Annotated in this window: 20 protein-coding genes, 1 tRNA gene, 1 pseudogene and 1 CRISPR repeat array; of the genes and pseudogenes, 16 read left to right on the top strand and 6 right to left on the bottom strand. The window is 44.6% G+C overall.

Annotation, left to right across the window (positions count from 1 at the left end):
- From cmr4 to PMG71_RS04800, 4 genes are all read left to right on the top strand, one after another.
- Positions 1-843 (top strand): type III-B CRISPR module RAMP protein Cmr4, encoded by an 843-nt coding sequence (gene cmr4 / locus PMG71_RS04815; RefSeq protein WP_283752509.1) that lies wholly within the window; start codon positions 1-3, stop codon positions 841-843.
- A gap of 85 nt (positions 844-928) precedes the next feature.
- Positions 929-1,312 carry a hypothetical protein gene (locus PMG71_RS04810; RefSeq protein ID WP_283752508.1) on the top strand — a complete coding sequence of 128 codons (384 nt, stop codon included), beginning with the start codon at positions 929-931 and terminating at the stop codon, positions 1,310-1,312.
- Between the two features lie 47 nt (positions 1,313-1,359).
- Positions 1,360-3,069: an RAMP superfamily CRISPR-associated protein gene (locus tag PMG71_RS04805; RefSeq protein ID WP_283752507.1), complete on the top strand. Its 1,710-nt coding sequence runs from the start codon at positions 1,360-1,362 to the stop codon at positions 3,067-3,069.
- A 19-nt stretch (positions 3,070-3,088) separates the two neighbouring features.
- Positions 3,089-4,750, top strand: coding sequence for a hypothetical protein (locus tag PMG71_RS04800; RefSeq protein ID WP_283752506.1), 1,662 nt, complete (start codon positions 3,089-3,091; stop codon positions 4,748-4,750).
- A gap of 17 nt (positions 4,751-4,767) precedes the next feature.
- On the opposite strand, the gene PMG71_RS04795 is transcribed toward PMG71_RS04800, so the two are convergent.
- Positions 4,768-4,977, bottom strand: coding sequence for a hypothetical protein (locus tag PMG71_RS04795; protein ID WP_283752505.1), 210 nt, complete (start codon positions 4,975-4,977; stop codon positions 4,768-4,770).
- A 129-nt stretch (positions 4,978-5,106) separates the two neighbouring features.
- The gene (gene cas2, locus PMG71_RS04790) at positions 5,107-5,409 is read right to left on the bottom strand and encodes a CRISPR-associated endonuclease Cas2 (RefSeq protein WP_283752504.1); all 303 of its coding nucleotides are present in this window, start codon (positions 5,407-5,409) and stop codon (positions 5,107-5,109) included.
- A gap of 458 nt (positions 5,410-5,867) precedes the next feature.
- Between cas2 and cas1 the strand changes: the two genes are divergently transcribed.
- The 6 genes from cas1 to PMG71_RS04760 all read left to right on the top strand — a co-directional run bounded on the left by cas1 (position 5,868) and on the right by PMG71_RS04760 (position 10,110).
- A complete protein-coding gene (gene cas1, locus PMG71_RS04785) occupies positions 5,868-7,055 on the top strand; it encodes a CRISPR-associated endonuclease Cas1 (RefSeq protein WP_283752503.1) in 1,188 nt (395 codons plus the stop codon).
- Positions 7,056-7,417: 362 nt separating this feature from the next.
- Positions 7,418-7,705, top strand: coding sequence for a hypothetical protein (locus PMG71_RS04780; RefSeq protein ID WP_283752502.1), 288 nt, complete (start codon positions 7,418-7,420; stop codon positions 7,703-7,705).
- Positions 7,702-7,899, top strand: a complete 198-nt coding sequence (locus PMG71_RS04775; RefSeq protein ID WP_283752501.1) for a hypothetical protein — start codon at positions 7,702-7,704, stop codon at positions 7,897-7,899. Before PMG71_RS04780 ends, PMG71_RS04775 begins: the two co-directional genes overlap by 4 nt.
- Before the next feature lie 77 nt (positions 7,900-7,976).
- Complete coding sequence (locus PMG71_RS04770) at positions 7,977-9,293, top strand: AAA family ATPase (protein WP_283752500.1); 1,317 nt, start codon at positions 7,977-7,979, stop codon at positions 9,291-9,293.
- A gap of 20 nt (positions 9,294-9,313) precedes the next feature.
- Positions 9,314-9,661 (top strand): type II toxin-antitoxin system Phd/YefM family antitoxin, encoded by a 348-nt coding sequence (locus PMG71_RS04765; protein WP_283752499.1) that lies wholly within the window; start codon positions 9,314-9,316, stop codon positions 9,659-9,661.
- An 8-nt stretch (positions 9,662-9,669) separates the two neighbouring features.
- Positions 9,670-10,110 carry a type II toxin-antitoxin system VapC family toxin gene (locus tag PMG71_RS04760; RefSeq protein WP_283752498.1) on the top strand — a complete coding sequence of 147 codons (441 nt, stop codon included), beginning with the start codon at positions 9,670-9,672 and terminating at the stop codon, positions 10,108-10,110.
- A 9-nt stretch (positions 10,111-10,119) separates the two neighbouring features.
- On the opposite strand, the gene PMG71_RS04755 is transcribed toward PMG71_RS04760, so the two are convergent.
- The gene (locus PMG71_RS04755) at positions 10,120-10,452 is read right to left on the bottom strand and encodes a XisI protein (RefSeq protein WP_283752497.1); all 333 of its coding nucleotides are present in this window, start codon (positions 10,450-10,452) and stop codon (positions 10,120-10,122) included.
- A 70-nt stretch (positions 10,453-10,522) separates the two neighbouring features.
- A pseudogene (locus PMG71_RS04750) lies at positions 10,523-10,621 on the bottom strand (element excision factor XisH family protein); the annotation flags it as partial.
- 125 nt (positions 10,622-10,746) lie between these two features.
- On the opposite strand from PMG71_RS04750, the gene PMG71_RS04745 reads away from it, so the two are divergent.
- Positions 10,747-11,925, top strand: coding sequence for an IS1/IS1595 family N-terminal zinc-binding domain-containing protein (locus PMG71_RS04745; protein ID WP_283752495.1), 1,179 nt, complete (start codon positions 10,747-10,749; stop codon positions 11,923-11,925).
- A gap of 415 nt (positions 11,926-12,340) precedes the next feature.
- Positions 12,341-13,326: a CRISPR direct-repeat array (repeat unit 36 nt; unit sequence CTTCCCACTTCCTCTGAAGTGAAACTAATGGAAACA).
- A gap of 75 nt (positions 13,327-13,401) precedes the next feature.
- Here PMG71_RS04745 and PMG71_RS04740 read toward each other — a convergent pair.
- Positions 13,402-14,136, bottom strand: a complete 735-nt coding sequence (locus PMG71_RS04740) for a tetratricopeptide repeat protein (protein ID WP_283752516.1) — start codon at positions 14,134-14,136, stop codon at positions 13,402-13,404.
- A 158-nt stretch (positions 14,137-14,294) separates the two neighbouring features.
- Positions 14,295-14,429 carry a hypothetical protein gene (locus PMG71_RS04735; protein WP_283752494.1) on the bottom strand — a complete coding sequence of 45 codons (135 nt, stop codon included), beginning with the start codon at positions 14,427-14,429 and terminating at the stop codon, positions 14,295-14,297.
- A 311-nt stretch (positions 14,430-14,740) separates the two neighbouring features.
- On the opposite strand from PMG71_RS04735, the gene minD reads away from it, so the two are divergent.
- The 5 genes from minD (at position 14,741) to PMG71_RS04710 (ending at position 17,777) form a co-directional block, all read left to right on the top strand.
- Positions 14,741-15,547 carry a septum site-determining protein MinD gene (minD, locus tag PMG71_RS04730; RefSeq protein WP_283752493.1) on the top strand — a complete coding sequence of 269 codons (807 nt, stop codon included), beginning with the start codon at positions 14,741-14,743 and terminating at the stop codon, positions 15,545-15,547.
- Positions 15,548-15,604: 57 nt separating this feature from the next.
- A complete protein-coding gene (minE, locus tag PMG71_RS04725) occupies positions 15,605-16,129 on the top strand; it encodes a cell division topological specificity factor MinE (protein WP_283752492.1) in 525 nt (174 codons plus the stop codon).
- A 32-nt stretch (positions 16,130-16,161) separates the two neighbouring features.
- Entirely contained in the window at positions 16,162-16,587 is a 426-nt protein-coding gene (locus PMG71_RS04720) for a (2Fe-2S) ferredoxin domain-containing protein (protein ID WP_283752491.1), read from the top strand.
- A 295-nt stretch (positions 16,588-16,882) separates the two neighbouring features.
- Positions 16,883-17,521, top strand: a complete 639-nt coding sequence (locus tag PMG71_RS04715) for a response regulator transcription factor (protein ID WP_283752490.1) — start codon at positions 16,883-16,885, stop codon at positions 17,519-17,521.
- A 183-nt stretch (positions 17,522-17,704) separates the two neighbouring features.
- Positions 17,705-17,777 (top strand) — tRNA-Thr (locus tag PMG71_RS04710).
- Positions 17,778-17,981 lie beyond the last annotated feature (204 nt).

Here is a 17,981-nt window from a genome sequence, read left to right as displayed (position 1 = left end):
ATGACTATTAATCTTGCCTATCTTTATTTACTTTCACCTTTACATACCGGAGCAACGAGCCAAGAAGGAAATGTGGTTGGTATTGCCCGTGAAGCTCACACTGACTTACCCTATATGCCCTCAAGCACAATACGCGGGCGCTTGCGGGCAGCGACTACTCCGAATGAGGAGCGTATGGCTCTTTGGGGGAATACTCTTGAAGATCTCAAGAGCAATGAAGAGCAAAAGACTGAATCAACCGATTCACAAGCAACGAATTTAACTCAAGGTTCGCTGTGGGTAGGAGATGCTTCCCTCTTGTGGTTTCCCGTTCCTTCCCTCAGTCATGGCGTGGTTTGGGTGACTTCACCATTGTTGTTGCGACGGTGGTTGCGGTTGACTTCGATTTCATCTGATGCCCTTCCCAATATTCATGCCTTCAGTGAGGGAAACCAGCAGGATCTATACTTACGAGATGCGGTTTTTCGCGCCAACACTCTCCAGGCTTTTGGCAATTGGCATAACTATATTCCCACAGGCAGTGTGGAAACTCAAGCCATTTCACAGGTATTTGTAGTAGGCGATCGCGATTGTGCCGTACTCATTCAATCTAGCCTCTGGCGACAAGTGAAAATTAAACTAGATGAGCATAAGACGGTTGATGGAGGATTTCGTTATGAAGAAGCGATTCCTCCAGAAACGGTCATGTATTTTCCTTTTGGCAGTACCGTCGCCTCTAAGGACAGTGCTGAAACGTCTAAACAACAACTAGATTCTGTGTTAGAGCAACAAACGTTCTGGCAGTTTGGTGGTCAAGAAAGTCTAGGGCGAGGTTTAGTGAAGCTGTGGAGTAAAACAGGTTAATGACAAGCGATCGCCTAATGACTCGATCTAACCCTAGAAACCATCACACACAGGAACCCTGAAAACTTTGAAGGAGGAATTATAGATGACTCAATACGATCCGCGATCGCTCTCTACTCCCGTTTATCAGGCTTTAAGTCAGCTAAAAACTGATACGCCTGAACTAGCAGCCCAAAAAGAGCAAAAAAATCAAGCCGTTGAACTCTATACCTATCTTTCCACTTGGGGACTCTTGCGGTTAAAGGGTGAAGAAACTGCCCTGCAAAGTCAACCTCAGAAAGAAAAAGTAGTCAGGAAATTTTTCCATGTTCTTGCTGAGGTTATGGAAAAGTCAGAATCAGAAAATGAGTTAAGCATCCAATCTCTCACTCAACTGCCAACATCTGACTATCTGGGAATAACTGGTATAGCTCTGCAACTCGCTCGTGAATTCTCTTTCTGGGCAGAGTCTATCTATCCTAAAGATTAATGTTTAACTGTCTGTCCCGCAATCAGCTTAACCATTAGGTGTACATTATGCCTCCCTCTCCCTGGTTTCAAAACCATCAACCTCAACCCCACAAATCAGCCAGTTGGGTTGAATATTTGCGCTGGTCTCGTGTCACTCCAAGCGACGGAACCGAAAAAAGTGGAACAATCATGGAATTGTTCCAAAAATTTGAGCAAGGAGATTACAGTCATCATTTAGAGCGTTTATGTCAGCGCACTAAAGACCTTGCGGGTGAAAACAACTGGTTTATTACTCAATGTCCTTGGCGTATTCGAGTCGGTGGAGTGCGAGGGCCAGAAGAGATGTTATTGCCTGCCTTTAATCATATCGGCATTCCCTACATTCCTAGCAGTACGCTCAAGGGAATTGCTCGTGCTACAGCAAAACGCGAAATTGATGAAAGAGAACTCAACAAAATTTTTGGTTCTATTGACGGTGATGCAACTCAGATGGGTCAAGTAGTTTTTCTAGATGCTTATCCCAATAGTAAAGGTGATGATCTTGGGGGACTCCAGTTAGATATGGCCAATCAAATTTGGAAATGGGAAGGAGATACCGCACCTACCTATAAAACCAACCCTAATCTCTTCATTTCTCTGGAACAGCCCTCATTTGTCATTGGTTTGCGTCAAGGAACCTCTAGCCATGAGACATTTCAACGGGTAATGGGTTGGCTCAAGAAAGGATTAGCCACAGGTATAGGAGCGCAGGTGAATTCTGGCTATGGTGTTTTAGAAACAGAAGAAATAAAACTACCACGTATCTTACCTCCCATTAAATTTAAGTTAAAAGGGCAATTGATTCATGGTCATCAGGAATTTGTCAGATGGGAAAGAACAAACGATAATAGGGGATGGAAACCTCCTGGTAAAGCAGTTGAAGAAGTCCGTTCTACAGCCTTTCGTTCCATGCTTCGTTACTGGTTTCGCGCTCTAGCATTGGGGGTACTCCCTCAAAGTAACGTTCATAGTTTAGAGCATGAGATTTTTGGAGGAATCGACCCTCAGCAGCAAAAAACTGGGAATTTTCGTTTAGTCGTTAGTGGAAGCATTACCCAATCTCTTAATCGACAATCCCCTGGCATAATGGAAGGTCAACTAAAATTTTATGTTTGTCCTCAAGCCAATCGCCAGATCCCTGAAGACAATCTGAAAACATTTTTACAAACTTTGACTTGGCTAATGGTTCACTTGGGAGGAGTCGGACAAGGAGCAAGACGACCCTGCCACAAACGGAATAATAACCCTTATTGGAGAGGAGCAACTTTAACCATTACAAACAATCATTCCTATTGGCAAGATCCATCTAGTCTTACAAAATTTCAGGCACTATTTGCTAAACGGATGAAAAAGTTTTATTCAATTTTACAGGAATTAAGTGGTGTACACTGCAATTGGAGCAATCCTAGGTCTGTAGAGCCTAATCCCAATAGATTAAGATGGGCTGAAGCGATCGATCGCCAATGTAAAATTGTTTGTGTATCCGGCAGATCTACGAATCATAAACCTTTTGCTTTAGCTAAATTACATGAACTGGCTTACGGAAATAGGGGTTATAATCCAGCCCTGTGTGGTAATAGCAATGACAAGCCATCTCCTATTTGGATTGCTGCGCTAGAACATTATCAAGTTGTTACTGTTTTTGGAGCGACTGAAGCCCCTCGCAAAGGCTATATTGATGAGTTGTGCAAAAAAAAGAATGGCTCAACATTTGTAAAACTTTGGCCACTACACTAAGAATATTTGGGGATTGATTATGACTATTCTAATTGCAAACATTGGGACATCAGATCTAGCCATCAAAGTTGATGAGATTTATCTTCCCATAGAGTTTATGGCAGATACAAATTTGGATAAATCTGGCGTAAGTCCGGAGTGGCTGGAAAAATGGAATAAGCGCAGAGAGATCGTGACTCAAGCAGTCGCTTCTCAGAACTTTCGTAGCATAACTGAGGCAATTTCGGATGATTACGATCGCTGGGTAAAGTGCTTGTCTCCTGTGCGTCTAGGAGACATCGTGGCAACCGCGATCGAGTCATTTGAAGTCAACACAATTTACTTCTTTCTTACCGATCAAAATCCTCCCCATGAGAAGGATACGGTTTACTTGTTTAACATTTTGCAGAGATGGTTTCAGGAGAAATATCCAGGTTTGCACGTTGACGGGATTAATGTGGCTGAGAAAGTTGACGTGCGAAGAGAGGATCAGTTATCGGATTTTTACTACGCTTTTTTCCAAGAGCATCTTCAATCCGATCAAACCCTTTTAGTCAGTGATAAAGGGGGGACTCCTCAAATGGGAACTGCCTTAAGAATGCAGGCGATCGCCTCCGGCATCCAAAGGGTACTCTTTGTTACTCCTGAACTCAATTTAGGTAACATCCTACAGGGGAAACCGTCTTCATGTCAATATGCCTCCCACTGGCGATACTTGAAATTGCAAAAATATCAAACTATTCAACAACTTCTCAGCCGTTGGGATTTTGAAGGAGGACACAAACTGCTAGAAGATTGGCAAGAAACCTTAGAATTCCTCGGAAAGTATCCCATTGCCGATCTTTCGCAAGCTCAAGCGAGCAAGCAGAATATTGAAACTGCCTTAATCGGCTTAAAAATCGCCCTGGCTACTTGGAACTTAGACTTAAAAGGGGCACAGAACCTATCTAACTCTACCCTCAATGACGAGTGGATTCAGTCAGCAACCAATCCAAAGGATTATGACTCTCCCTTGAATTTGTATACTAAATGTTGCCTTTATTGGCAGTTGGGACAAGCTGCCAACTTGCTCTTTTATTTAGGTGTATTCTATGAAGAAACCTTGCACAAAATTTTTATTGCTCTAGGAGATAATGACCTCTTCATTGACGAACATAAACCTAAGTGGCATTTACGAGTTAAAAATCTGAGGCAACAATCACAGTTATGGGATGAATTTGCTCGCAGAGAAAGTAGGATTACTAAGTTTAAGCAAGAGTATTATCGTTTCGATGGACGCTTTACCAAACGGAACTTTGCTGAGGCATTATTCACTTGCAAGGCTCCAGAAAAAGAATCAAATTGGACAGCAATTTTGTCTGCTCTAAAGAAACTTGACTATTGGTTTGACAAGCGTAATGAAGTTACCCACGGCGGGCAAGGTTTGTCTATTGATCGGTTAGAAGAGATTTTGAAAGAAGATCGTCAGAAAAATGAGCCTTTAGCGGGCGGGGCTTGTGAAGGTGAGGAGATCTTATTGACGATCGCCAACATTTACCGTAACCTTGAGCAAATTGTAGGCACTTCCCGCACTAGCACCTATGTCCAAACTCAGCGCTATTATATCTATTCAGATGCGGTGGATTGGGTGAATAAGATTTTGAATCGGGACATAATATCCGGAAATAGTATAGGGCGGGTTTCTGCAAGCGGACATGACTGAACCCCCCCTACAACTAGCTATTTTCTTCTGTCGTTGAATTCTTCCATCATTGCCCACAGGAGACAATTGGTGAGTATGCCTAGGGTGGGATCGCAGGTGACTTGAATCAACGCGCAAAAGGCGATCGCAACTCTCTTTAGCCAACAAGGCTGTTGGTTCAGACATTTGGCTATAGTCTTAGCCTTGTCAATTGCTTGAGCGATCTTCTTTTTACAATTGAATCTCATAGGAGGCTCCTATCGTTGTTTTACCTGCGGCTAACCGGAATACACCGGACTAGCCAACAAAAACGAACAACGTGATTCAATCTTTTTTTACTCTAGCACAAGGCTTGAAGATTGGGTAAAGCAACTCACTTACACAATTAAAACTTCATCGTCGATCGCAAAGTTCGGCTGTACTCCCAGAATGCTCATTCGGGTGCGAGAATGTTCAGAGATGGGATAAAACCGCAGTTGATCGCATTCGAGATACTCCTGCGGAGTCGCTTCGCGAACGAGTAAGCTCTGTAACTTCTGGTGAAGTTTTTGGTATTCATGAGGTTGTAGAACGGCTTCAAACACAGACTTTTGTACCCGCAAGCCATAGGACTCCAACACACGAGCTACTCTTGTGCGACGGCGATCGCATACAATGTCGTAACAAATCAGATAAACCATATCAGTCACCCATTACCAATCATCTGTAGGGGCGGGTTAACCAAGATCTAGAAGATTGACCAAAAATCATCTAAACCCGCCCCCTATCCTGTCGGTTGCGATCCCCCTAAATCCCCCTTAAAAAGGGGGACTTTTTTAGCCCCTCCTTTTTTAAGGGGGGGTTGGGGGGGATCTCTTCCAGCGAAAAATGCTGTATCCCTATGGCATTGATTAGACCAACTCCTTACCTGCGCTCGAACCTGAGTTGGCTTCAGTTTTATCTGAGTTGATGCCTGAGTTCAAAATATTCAACTCAGTGATGAACTCAGTTACCGCTATGAAAAATGAAGAGTAGGGAAAATTCCTACCATACCGATGGTGGCGATCGGGCGGGTTTACAGAACATATCCTTGGGTGTCCTAATTTTTGGGTTAACCCGCCCCTACATTCCCTATTCCCTATTCTCTATTCCCTAACCTATGACTCATCCTCTTCAAGCGGGGGAAATTATTGCGCCGGTAAGGAAAACTCCTCAACCTCGAAGCCAACCCAAGAAGGCTTCAACACCCAATAAGCGACCTTTGGCTTGTTCAGTGGTGCGAGGCAAGTCTGGCCCAAAAACCCGTTTTTTAGATTCTTGGCAGGACACTATGACGACTTTGTATGTAACCGAACAACAGGCTTATGTGCGTGTGAAACATCAACAGTTTCATGTGCTGCACAATAGTGATTTAGTGATCGCCGTGCCGGTCAATCGAGTCAGTCACATGGTTTTGTTTGGCTGCTGTAATCTTTCCCATGGGGCGATTAGTTTGGCGCTGCGCCGACGGATTCCGATTTTGTTCTTGTCGTATCAAGGGCGCTATTTTGGCCGCCTGCAAACCGATGGCACATCTCAAGTGAAGTATTTGCGCCGACAAGTTGAATGTGCAGCAGATCCAGAGTTTGTACTGCGACAGGCGAAGGCGATCGTTGGAGGTAAGTTACACAATTGCCGTATCCTATTGTTGCGTCTTAATCGCCGCTCTAGTCATCAAACTCCGGAAGCAACAGCTTCTATTGAACAGTTAAAGGATTACTTAGAGAAAGTTCCAGGGGCTGAGTCTTTGGAATCGTTGCTCGGATATGAAGGACAGGGGACGCGCATTTATTTTCAAGGGCTGGCTAGTTTAATTTATGAACCCTTTGTGTTTGAGCGTCGCACTCGCCGACCGCCTACTGACCCAGTGAATAGTTTGCTCAGTTTAGGCTATACCCTGGTGCATCAGAATCTTCATTCATTGGTACAAGGCGTGGGGCTACATCCCCATTTTGGTAATCTCCATGTGCCTCGCGATAATCATCCTGCACTTGTAAGCGATTTGATTGAGGAGTTTCGCGCTCCTTTGGTGGATTCCTTGGTGATGTTTTTGCTTAACTCGCAAATCTTTAAGCTGGAAGATTTTACTGCTCCCGATGCTCGTGGAGGGGTTTATTTGTATCCTGACCGGTTGAAGGTGTTTCTCAAACATTGGCAGGAGCGCTTGCAGTCCCAGGTTACTCATCCTCATACTGGATATCAAGTGAGCTATTTTCGCTGCTTGGAGTTGCAGGTTTGGGAGTACATTACTTGTTTGATGGGGGAAGAGGAAGTTTATCGACCGATGTTGTTGCCTGACAAGTGGTAGGGTTTTCTGGAGCTTGAGATGAAATCATTAGCATCCGCAAGGTACCACTTTCCTTTGATTTCCTAGTCTCGATCCGGGGGGGGCAGCGAATCGCTGTAACCCTTATTCTGTCGTTGACCCCTCCGGAAGTCTTGTTCTGTATGAATTGCAGCCATTTTAGAAAGGAGCTATTGAGAATTACTTCTAATAAAATTGAGGAAGTCTTGACCCCTACGGATTTCGGGTGCTACGATCCGCTTGTGGCAAGCCTTCCATGAGCCTGCCCTTTCAACTTCTTCGGAAGTCAAACTAATGGAAACATGAAGGCCGTTTGGGCTGCCGCGCGGTAGTTTGCACTTTCAACTTCTTCGGAAGTCAAACTAATGGAAACTATTGATAGTGCAACTTCCGCAGAATTGACTTTATTTGAACAGTTTGGAGAAACCAACGATACGATCGCTCTGCTAGATGAGTTAAAAAATGTATCCGATCGCGCTTCACCTTGGTTTTCTCGATTGTCTAACTTCCAGTTACGCATCGCTGAAGTTCAACCGACCATTTCGGTCGATATGCTAAACTTAGTCTATGAATCAATTGAACGTCTCCAGATAGAAATCCCGGCTATGGAGCGAAGTATTCAAGAAGTCAAAAATGAGTGGAATTTGCCATGAGTAAGCAACCGTCTATCCCTGAAGCGACAACTAATCAGAGATTGTTGATAAATTTACGTCGCAGTCGTTTGGCAATCGAAGCGGCAACTTTAGAGTTAGAAAATATTACAATGCAGCTAGAAAATACAACAAGACAAGAGCGATTGAAACGTTTGCACTATTCCATGAGAACTTCTGACGTAGAAATAGCCTAATGGGTTATAGCGCTTCGCGATAATACTCCGCCGCCATGCGCTCCTAGGAGGGTGTAGAAAGTGGGGTTAGTCAGAAAATGGCTGGCTTTCAGGTTCTACTTGAGTTGTGGCGATCGCCTTTCAACATGCATCCGCGACTTATACAAGGTAAGGGTTTGGGCTATTTTGAAGACCAACCCAATACACCAACCCACCCTTCCCTTTCCTTCTCCTCCTATGATGGGGCTTGGGTAGGTCGAGAGCAAACCCTACAGCGCTTAAGTCAACTGTTGCAAGAATCAACCCGGTTATTGCTCATCCTGGGATTAACGGGTATCGGTAAAACTGCTTTGGCTGAACGATTAATTCTAGAGAATCAATCGAGCATGGAAGACTTTCAACGGGTCAATTTAGAAGGACTTCCCTCGGCTGATTTTGCCAGTATTGCCCTGCAATGGTTGCAAGCATGGAATGTTTCCTTATCCACCCATGATTATCAACCCGAACAACTGCTACAGCATCTGCTCCAATATCTACAAGAGCATCGAGTTTTCTTGCTCTTTGATTCCTTAGAAGTCTTGCTTGTCCCCGATGAAGACAGCTATGGGGGGCAATTTCAAGACCCCCATTGGAGTGCTTTTTTCCAAGGATTTCTGGCTGCTCCCCAATGCCCCAGTCGGATTATCATTACCTCTCAAGAATTGCCTGAGCAGGTGGTGCAACAGCGATATCACCGGCTGTGGGAATCTCATTTGCTCACGGGATTAACGGAAGCTGAACAATTGGATTTATTAGTGGCGACTGGCTTAAACTTCGAGACATCCACCCCAGAGTTTCAGATTCTCCATCGTTTGGGTAAAGTCTATCGCGGTCATCCCTTAGTTTTGCGCGTCATCATTGGAGAAATCTGGGAAGCATTTCACGGCAATGTTTTAGCCTATTGGCAAGAAGTACAAGCCAAGATAGAAGAAGTCGAACAAGCCCTGGAACAAGCAGAAGCGGATGCCCATCAAGCCATGGGTGCAGATGACCAGTGGAAACTCCACAAGCTTACCCTACAAGTGCGTTTAGAGGTGAACAAACAGCGATTAAAATCGGTATTCCAACGGTTAGAACAGCAAGCTCCAGATGCCTATTGGCTCCTCTGTTCAGCCGCCGTTTACCGCATTCCCGTACAAGTGGAAGGCTGGTTGATGCAGTTGGGAAATTTGGTCTTAGGGGTGGAGAAAAAAGTTTGCGACAGGGAACGACAAGAGCAAGCCTTAGCAGAACTCTCTCAACGATTTTTGCTTGAAGAATCCATTGACCCCAACCATCAACGACTGTTAGGACAACATCCCTTAATCCGCTCTCTGGCTTTGGAACACTATCAACAGTTGATCCAGCAATTGCAAGAAAGGGTAGAATCAGCGTAATGGATTGATGAGGTCATGCGATGACAATGATCGAAATTGAACAAGCTCTTCCTCAAATGAAACAACTCCTAGAAAGGGCAGCCATGGGGGAAGAAGTGGTGATTACTCAAAATCATCTACCCATGGTGAAGTTGGTTTCTGTTCCTGTGAACCAATCCTTGGCTTCTGTTGTGGAAGGAGATACTCCTGCGGAGTCGCTCCGCGATCGCAATTCTCTGGTCAATTTTATCTCACCCAACCCGAATGATGGCGATCGCTTAACCCCAGAAGAAAGAGTCAATAATTGGTTTGATTTTTTGCAATCTCTTCCTTCAACATCTAGAAGTTTGCCAGAGGAAGCCCTTCATCGAGATAGTATGTATGATTAATGTAACTAATGAAGTTATACTTGCTTGATACGAATATTCTCCTGCGGAGTAGCGATTCCTTATCCCCTCAGTATACTCTGGCACGCTCTGCGATGGCTAAAGTTCTAGCTCAAGGCGATCGCCCTGTACTCACTGCTCAAGTTCTGATTGAATTTTGGGTCGTTGCTACCCGTCCCCTAGAAGTCAATGGATTAGGATGGACTGCACCATTCACTGCTAATGTTGTGCGTCAATGGATCGCTCAGTTTCGCTTATTGGAAGACACGCCAGAAGTCTTCCCACAGTGGTTAGAATTAGTGGAAAACTATAACATTAAAGGCAAACGAACTCATGATATTAGACTACTCGCTGTCATGAGCGTTCATCAGATTCCTTACCTGTTAACCTTTAATCCAAGTGATTTTATTCCCCTGGCTCATATCACCATTGTCCACCCTAAAGATGTTTAATCCATAGAACTAGGCGATCGCAAAACCGGTAAACTGCCGCACGTATGGCGATCGAAATCCTAACACAATATCAGTTTTGGGTACGCCTAACTCTAACAACTGATTAGCCAGCCCTTCCTCAGTGAAGTCGCGCTGAATCCAAATTTTTCCTTCTTTAATGTCGATATGAATTGGACATCCATGCATCCGTTTTTCATCTTGCCATCCCACATACAGCAAAAGATAGCGATCGCGATCGGTATCAAACACAAGTTCTATTGTTTCTAAATCCTCTGGAGATTGTTCTCTTGCGTGTTGCTCAATCAGTTGTTGCACTAACTCTCGGTAATTTAGTCCTTCCATAACACGATCTCCTGTTTCTGCACCTGAAAAACTAATAAACGGATTTCATATCTCTATTAATCTTAAATTGTTCAGTTAGCTTAATAAATAGAGGATCGTGAGTAATCGTCCACCCATCTTTTTCTAAGGCAATTCGTACCGTATCATGAAACACATCTTTGGCTGACATATTTCCATAGCTAAATGCTTTAACTCCTATACAATGTAAGAATAGCACATTGTTTCTTTAAGTTCCCTATTCCCTATTACCCATTACCCATTCCCTATTCCCTAGCGCGAAGCGCTACATCACCCGTGTCTTTTACTCCCCTCTCTGAAACTCAAATCCGTCACCTGTCCACAAGCCAAAGCTTTCAACGGGGGCAACAGTATTATCAGGATGGAGCCATTCGTTACCCCACCCGCCAAGGAAATTGTTTATATGCCGATTGTGTGGGTTCCCAAGTCTATCGAGTGCGGGTTAGGGTTGCTTCTGTTGGGGAAATCAATGGGGCTTGTAGTTGTCCCTATGATTGGGGAGGATTGTGTAAGCATCAAGTGGCATTGCTTCTGGCTTATCTTCATCAACCAGAAATCTTTGCTCTGCGTTCTCCGTTGACTGAGGAATTAAAGTCTTGGTCAAAAAAAGAGTTGATTGAGTTAATTGAATGGATGAGTCAAGGGAGTGCTGAACTTCTGTCCTTGATGACGGCATTCAAGAGTCAGAACACTCCAGTAGAATCTTATCGCCAGACGATCGCCAGTGGTTTTGGGTTGCCTACGGTGCGATCGCTCTTGGAACACTTAGAACCCTGGTTAGAGATGGCACAAGAAGGGATACACCAGAAGCGCTATGGTTGGAGTTGTGAACTGCTGATGGTGTTGCTACAGGAAGTTACCCAGGGATACACCGCCGAATTCCAAGGGTTAGATTATGATGGCCAAGTGTGTGGGTTCTCTCAAGGGTTGATTGCCAGGTTGGGAGAGTGTTTCCGGACAGGAGAACTGGAGGCAACTACAAGAAGGATTTTATTTGAGACTTTATTAAGTGCGATCGGCTTAGACTTAGACGCTGGGGGAATTTCTTATGCTGATGGAGCGGCTGAGATTTTGTTAACTGCTGCTGAGGAGGAATGGCAGGAGATTGAAGGGCAACTTCAGCAAGCGGTTCCCAGAGGAAACGACTGGGCTAAAAAACGAGTAGAGAAGTGGGTGGCACAGCGAAAAGAACAAGAGCGCTTTGACTCTAAACAAGTGACTTGTCCCTATTGTCAGTCTACAGAGATTAGCAAATATGGTCGTAGACGGGGGAAACAAAACTATCGGTGTGGAGAGTGCAACCGTCAGTTTGTGGAGTCAGCACAACCTAAACAGTATCCTCCAGAAGTCAAAGAGCGATGTTTACAGTTAGCCGCTTCAGGTTATGGAGTTCGAGAAATTGGTCGAATTACAGGCGTTCACTTTTCAACGGTGAGTAAATGGCTCAAATCCTAACCCAAGTGTGGGCTATTAATCAACGTTTCCCCTCCTTCATTCAACACTGGACGTGATGATATGACTGCGGATGCCCCCTCATTCAACACCCCATTGACTACAACTGCTATCTACTTCTTCGTGAAACCAGGGAGAGTTTTATCTGCCTTAACGCCCTGGGCAACAGGATTTCAGGCACTAACGAGTTGGATGTTTGATCGCTCCTTTGATTTCCTAGTCCCAATCCGGAGGGGTCAGGCGATCGCTGTAACCCCCATTCTCTCGTTGACCCCCTCGGATGCCTTGTCCTGTCTACATTTCAGCGATTTTGAACTGGCTCTATTGAGAATTACTTCTAATAAAAATGGGGAGATCTTGACCCCCTCATATTTCGGGTGCTACGATCCGCTTGTGGCAAGCACTCCATGAGCCTGCCCTTTACACTTCCTCTGAAGTGAAACTAATGGAAACTCCCTTTCTGCAACGAAGCCGTTGCAGTCGATTTCCTCCTTTACACTTCCTCTGAAGTGAAACTAATGGAAACCTTACCATCGGTGCCGAAGATGGCACCGAAGAGGACACTTTACACTTCCTCTGAAGTGAAACTAATGGAAACAACATTTTTTACCTCCGTAAAACTTTTTTGTTCCTCTTTACACTTCCTCTGAAGTGAAACTAATGGAAACACATTTTTTACCTCCTAAAGAATGTTAATGTTCCTCTTTACACTTCCTCTGAAGTGAAACTAATGGAAACTTGACAAAAGTTCGGTTTGAGTCAATAGATTTCTCTGATCTTTACACTTCCTCTGAAGTGAAACTAATGGAAACTTGACCTCCCGGAAGATCCGAAGCATAGAGCAACGCTTTACACTTCCTCTGAAGTGAAACTAATGGAAACAATTGGATCCGGTGGGGGGGCGGGCTCAACAAACCCGAACTTCCCACTTCCTCTGAAGTGAAACTAATGGAAACATCGTCGATCGTCGTAGACTCCTCAGAAGAGGACTCCTTCCCACTTCCTCTGAAGTGAAACTAATGGAAACAGAAAGGAAAAGGAAACATTTTTACCTCCTAAGAATTTCTTCCCACTTCCTCTGAAGTGAAACTAATGGAAACATTAGGGTCATTGTTGCCCAGTCCACTGACATCTCTTTCTTCCCACTTCCTCTGAAGTGAAACTAATGGAAACCCTGCGACGATGGCTTTTGAGGAATTATAGATTCCAAAAACTTCCCACTTCCTCTGAAGTGAAACTAATGGAAACAATTTGTTTGTTGAACTCTTGAAATTCATCCGAAGAGTACAGACACTTCCCACTTCCTCTGAAGTGAAACTAATGGAAACAGAAAGATACGTCCCCATAACAGGCGGAAAAAGCGGAAACCTTCCCACTTCCTCTGAAGTGAAACTAATGGAAACAAAAGTTAGGGAGATGTTGTGTCAGCCAATGACAGACTCTCTCTAACTTTGGTAATTTAATAGCTGTAAATCAGGATTAAAGAATAGAAATAATTTCTGCTCTTAACTCCTCATAAGCGTCGAGTAAATCGGGGACGAAAGAAGACGCTAACTGCCAACCTTGTTGAAAATAAACCATCATCTCTTGTACTCGCCCTAGCTCTAAACAAGTCGTTGCCAAGTTTAAGTAAGTAACCGCTAGTGTAGAAGCAGAAGCATGATGAATTTGCCACTCTAATGCTGCTTCCAAATGTTCTAGAGCTAAAGGATAGTCTTCGCTGTTCAAATATCCATAACCCAGATAAGCATGGGACTTAGCTTCACTTTCGCGATCGCCTAAACTCTCCGCTAGAGCCAGACAGCACTTTTCCCAGAAAAAAGCCATCTCCCAATTTTCTAAAGCATTTTCAGCGTAACTCAACCCTTGCATAGCCGCCAACATGCCTCGTTTATCTTTCAGCCGACTAACAATGAGCAAGTATTCATTAAACTGAACTTTAGCTTGCTCATATTCCTTGCATTGAGTGTAGGTGATGCCTAATGCTCGAAAAGCTTGGGCAATAAGCTTCGGTTCGCCCAGTTCTTGAGCCAGTTCTAAACTTTTATGCTGCCATTGCAAAGCCGTGTCGAATTGACCCAGGGTTTGATAGTCTGTTCCTAAACTGCGTTGAGAATAGCAGATTTGTTCGCGATCGCCATATTTTTCCCCCAAAGCTAAACTTTCTTGATGCAGAGATAAAGCAGCCGTTGGGTTTCCCTGCTTGGTATACAGGATTTTTCGCTGCTATGCGGTACATTTCGATCCCCCCAACCCCCCTTAAAAAGGGGGGCAGTAAAAGTCCCCCTTAGCAAGGGGGATTTTCCGCAAGCGGACATGAAAGGGGGATCTTTTCCGACTGTACCTCATTACCGCGCGAAGCGCTGTAAACATCACCAAGAAGCGGATTTTTCTGAACTATAGTGAGGGCAACTGAGGAAATATTGCACAGCCGTATAATGGCTAACAGCAGCAATAGGAAGTTTGGTGAAATCAATGGCTAGTTCAGCTAAAAGGCTAGGGTTCATTACCTCAAAAATACCTCAAGAATGAGACATAGCTGTAGGGGTGGGTTTGAAACATCTCTCGCCACTTAGAATAACAGCGATGATGATTATCTTGTTGCATCACTTGCAGGAAATACCCCCGCGCTGTGAACAGTAGAAGTTGATCGCCTCTTCCTCCGGACTTCCCTCACCTACCAACTCACTGAACTCATTAGCCTTTCCTAGGGCATTGCCAGCTAAACCTTTCACGCTGCGAAGAGTAGAATTCTTGATATCAACTTGAACCCCTTGCTATAATCAACTGCCGTGACCCTGCCAAAGAAATCGCCATCATGAGCCGTATTATTGTCGTGACATCAGGAAAGGGAGGAGTGGGTAAAACCACTTGCACCGCTAATTTGGGAATGGCTCTGGCTCAACGGGGACGACGAGTCGTCCTGGTTGATGCCGATTTTGGCTTGAGAAATTTGGATCTCCTCTTAGGTTTGGAAAACCGCATCGTCTATACAGCAGTCGAGGTGATTGCCGGAGAGTGCCGCTTAGAGCAAGCTTTAGTGCGAGATAAGCGTCAGTCGAAGTTGGTGCTGTTACCGGCTGCTCAAAACCGGACTAAAGATGCCATTACTCCGGATCAGATGGCGAAGTTGATTCATCGCTTAAGTCCCAGTTTTGATTATGCGATTGTGGATTGTCCGGCTGGGATTGAAATGGGATTCCAAAATGCGATCGCCGCAGCCGAAGAAGCTATCATTGTCACTACCCCTGAAATTGCGGCGGTGCGGGATGCTGACCGGGTAATCGGTCTTTTGGAAGCCAACAGTATTCGTAAAATTCGCCTAATTGTCAATCGCATTCGCCCAAACATGGTGGAAGCCAATGATATGATGTCGGTGCAGGATGTTCAGGAAATTTTAGCCATTCCCCTGTTGGGGATCATTCCCGATGATGAACGGGTGATTGTCTCTACAAACCGAGGTGAACCCCTCGTTCTTTCTGCTGCTGGAGAGTCTTCTTTACCCGGAATGGCCTATGGTAATATTGCTCGCCGTCTGGAAGGGGAAAAAGTGCCATTCTTGGATCTGGTTCCTCCCCAAGGAAATTTCTTCAGCCGCCTGTTTCAGATGTTCCGCAAGGGATGATCCGGGTGAATTTCTTTTTCTCGCTCTAAAATTGATGAATTTACCCATTAGCGATCTATGTTAAACGATCTTCTAGAACGCCTTTTTCCTTGGAAAGCTCGCCCCTCTAGTCGTGAGGCTGTCAAAGAGCGGTTGAAGTTCGTCTTGGCTTATGACCGAGCGGGGATTAGCCCAGGAATGTTGAATGCTATGCGTGATGATATTGTAGCGGTGCTGTCTCGCTATGTGGAGATTGATGACGAACAACTGGAGTTTTCGATCGAAAATAGCGATCGCACTACGGCATTGATTGCTAATTTTCCCATTCGCCGGATTAAAAACACCACTGACCCCGAACCGGATAATTCTTCCTCGGAGGAACAAAGCGCCCTTATCTTTTCTTCTGAAGAAGAAGCGGCTGAACTAGAGGATTGGTTTGTCGAAGATGCTCCCTTAGAATCTCCCCCATCCCCACTACCCGAAAACAAGCAGGAAGAGGAAGCACCGTCTTCAGCTCCCTCTGAACCCAGAGAATCTGCGCAAAAATCCGATTTATCATCAAAATCTAACCAAAAATCACGAAAATCGCCCAAATCTGAGTAAGATAAAGTCAATCGTGTTACTTTGTCTTACGAATGAACTTGGAATCTGATGCACAAAAACCCACTGGTGACTCCTTAAGTGTTTGTGTGAAAGCACTGGGTCTCGATCGCATTGAGCGCCATGTCTTTATTTGCGCCGATCAGAGCGTTCCTAAATGTTGCGATCGCCAACAGAGTCTTGAATCCTGGAATTATCTCAAAACTCGCTTGCAAGAATTGAAGCTGGATCGCCCCACTCCAGAACGCACCGGCAGTATTTTTCGCTCTAAGAGTCATTGCCTACGAGTTTGCCAGAACGGGCCCATTCTCGTTGTTTATCCTGACGGAGTTTGGTATCATAGCTGTACTCCAGACGTGATAGAGCGGATTATTACGGAGCATCTCCTAGGCAATCAAGTCGTTGAAGACTATGCTTTCCTCATCCACCCCTTGCCCAATCCTTCCGTAATTTCATCATAAATTTCCCGTAAATCCGGAGATATCCTCCAAAAAGTCCGTAAATTCCGCAGAAAATCTAAGGATAATCCCAATTTCTTCAGCAAAAGTACGCTATAATCAATAAAATCCAGCTAGTTCAGTTCAGTATATTCACGAAATGTATTCTAGGAAACAGTCAGTCCGAGATTCTGGGAAAACTCCAAGATATTTTCGGACAAGGGGGAAGTTGAAGCATCCTCCCTATTGATTTTCCGCACTTCAATGAATATACTGATGTAGCAGTAGTTAATTATGAACCTAACGAGAGGATACGGGTATGACCACTGACCAAAAGCAATTACTCTTAATTGATGACGATCCCAACCTAATTCTGTTGGTACAAGATTACTTAGAATTCCGGGGATACGAAGTCACCACGGCTGAAAATGGACAAATTGCCCTCAATCTCTTAGAGCAGACAACCCCAGACATGATCATTTGTGATGTAATGATGCCGGAAATGGATGGTTATCAGTTTGTGGAACAAGTGCGGGTTAATGAAAAAACCGCCTGGATTCCCGTTCTCTTCCTATCCGCAAAAGGCCAAAGTCAAGACCGGGTGAAAGGATTAAATAAAGGTGCTGATGTTTATATGGTCAAACCCTTTGAACCCGAAGAACTCGTAGCCCAAGTCGAATCATCTCTCAAGCAAGCTTCCCGGATGATGCATCATCCCTACAAAGGGGGTAATAGCGAAGTTAATTTCCCTAAAGTCCCTGAAGACGTGACCTTAACCCCCACAGAGCGTAAAGTCGTTCAAAAAGTGGCCCAAGGAAGTTCTAATCGAGAAATTGCAGAGATCTTAAATGTCAGCCAGCGCACGGTAGAAAGCCATGTGTCCAATATGTTGGGTAAAACCAATTTGCATAACCGCACCGAGTTAGCGCGTTGGGCGATGGAAAATAACCTTGCTTAAGAAGTGATGGGATTAGCCTAATTGATTCTAGAGGGTTGCATCTTTATTTTTAGGTATCCCAATCCATTTACTTACTCCTCAAAACCACCAGCGAACCATTCCCGATTCCGACTGTCTTTCTTTTCTTTGTGAGGGCGTGACAACCAGATATCATTTCTGATATACTACTTTAAGCGTATGTCTGCTGGTGTAACTCAGTTGGTAGAGTAGCTGATTTGTAATCAGCCTGTCAGGAGTTCGAGTCTCCTCACCAGCTTTCCCTCCAAATTTTGCTAGGACGGGACTTTCACTCCTGACAGGCTGAAAATCAGCAAGGGGTTCACACATATTTCACACAAACTCACCATAACACCCCCCAAAGTGGATAGGTTTCAATGGGCTAAAAATGGGCAATTCTCTTGCCCATTTGTCGGGTTAGCTACAGCAGCCACTATTGGCGTGCTTAAATAACTTTTGCTCT

The organism is Roseofilum acuticapitatum BLCC-M154, assembly GCF_030068475.1.
Taxonomy (GTDB): domain Bacteria; phylum Cyanobacteriota; class Cyanobacteriia; order Cyanobacteriales; family Desertifilaceae; genus Roseofilum; species Roseofilum acuticapitatum.
This window is presented reverse-complemented; position numbering and strand designations above follow the sequence as displayed.

Coding starts and splice junctions, on each gene's coding strand:
- cmr4 (WP_283752509.1), top strand. CDS start 1: ATGACTATTAATCTTGCCTATCTTTATTTACTTTCACCTTTACATACC.
- PMG71_RS04810 (WP_283752508.1), top strand. CDS start 929: ATGACTCAATACGATCCGCGATCGCTCTCTACTCCCGTTTATCAGGCT.
- PMG71_RS04805 (WP_283752507.1), top strand. CDS start 1,360: ATGCCTCCCTCTCCCTGGTTTCAAAACCATCAACCTCAACCCCACAAA.
- PMG71_RS04800 (WP_283752506.1), top strand. CDS start 3,089: ATGACTATTCTAATTGCAAACATTGGGACATCAGATCTAGCCATCAAA.
- PMG71_RS04795 (WP_283752505.1), bottom strand. CDS start 4,977: ATGAGATTCAATTGTAAAAAGAAGATCGCTCAAGCAATTGACAAGGCT.
- cas2 (WP_283752504.1), bottom strand. CDS start 5,409: ATGGTTTATCTGATTTGTTACGACATTGTATGCGATCGCCGTCGCACA.
- cas1 (WP_283752503.1), top strand. CDS start 5,868: ATGACTCATCCTCTTCAAGCGGGGGAAATTATTGCGCCGGTAAGGAAA.
- PMG71_RS04780 (WP_283752502.1), top strand. CDS start 7,418: ATGGAAACTATTGATAGTGCAACTTCCGCAGAATTGACTTTATTTGAA.
- PMG71_RS04775 (WP_283752501.1), top strand. CDS start 7,702: ATGAGTAAGCAACCGTCTATCCCTGAAGCGACAACTAATCAGAGATTG.
- PMG71_RS04770 (WP_283752500.1), top strand. CDS start 7,977: ATGGCTGGCTTTCAGGTTCTACTTGAGTTGTGGCGATCGCCTTTCAAC.
- PMG71_RS04765 (WP_283752499.1), top strand. CDS start 9,314: ATGACAATGATCGAAATTGAACAAGCTCTTCCTCAAATGAAACAACTC.
- PMG71_RS04760 (WP_283752498.1), top strand. CDS start 9,670: ATGAAGTTATACTTGCTTGATACGAATATTCTCCTGCGGAGTAGCGAT.
- PMG71_RS04755 (WP_283752497.1), bottom strand. CDS start 10,452: ATGGAAGGACTAAATTACCGAGAGTTAGTGCAACAACTGATTGAGCAA.
- PMG71_RS04735 (WP_283752494.1), bottom strand. CDS start 14,429: ATGAACCCTAGCCTTTTAGCTGAACTAGCCATTGATTTCACCAAACTT.
- minD (WP_283752493.1), top strand. CDS start 14,741: ATGAGCCGTATTATTGTCGTGACATCAGGAAAGGGAGGAGTGGGTAAA.
- minE (WP_283752492.1), top strand. CDS start 15,605: ATGTTAAACGATCTTCTAGAACGCCTTTTTCCTTGGAAAGCTCGCCCC.
- PMG71_RS04720 (WP_283752491.1), top strand. CDS start 16,162: ATGAACTTGGAATCTGATGCACAAAAACCCACTGGTGACTCCTTAAGT.
- PMG71_RS04715 (WP_283752490.1), top strand. CDS start 16,883: ATGACCACTGACCAAAAGCAATTACTCTTAATTGATGACGATCCCAAC.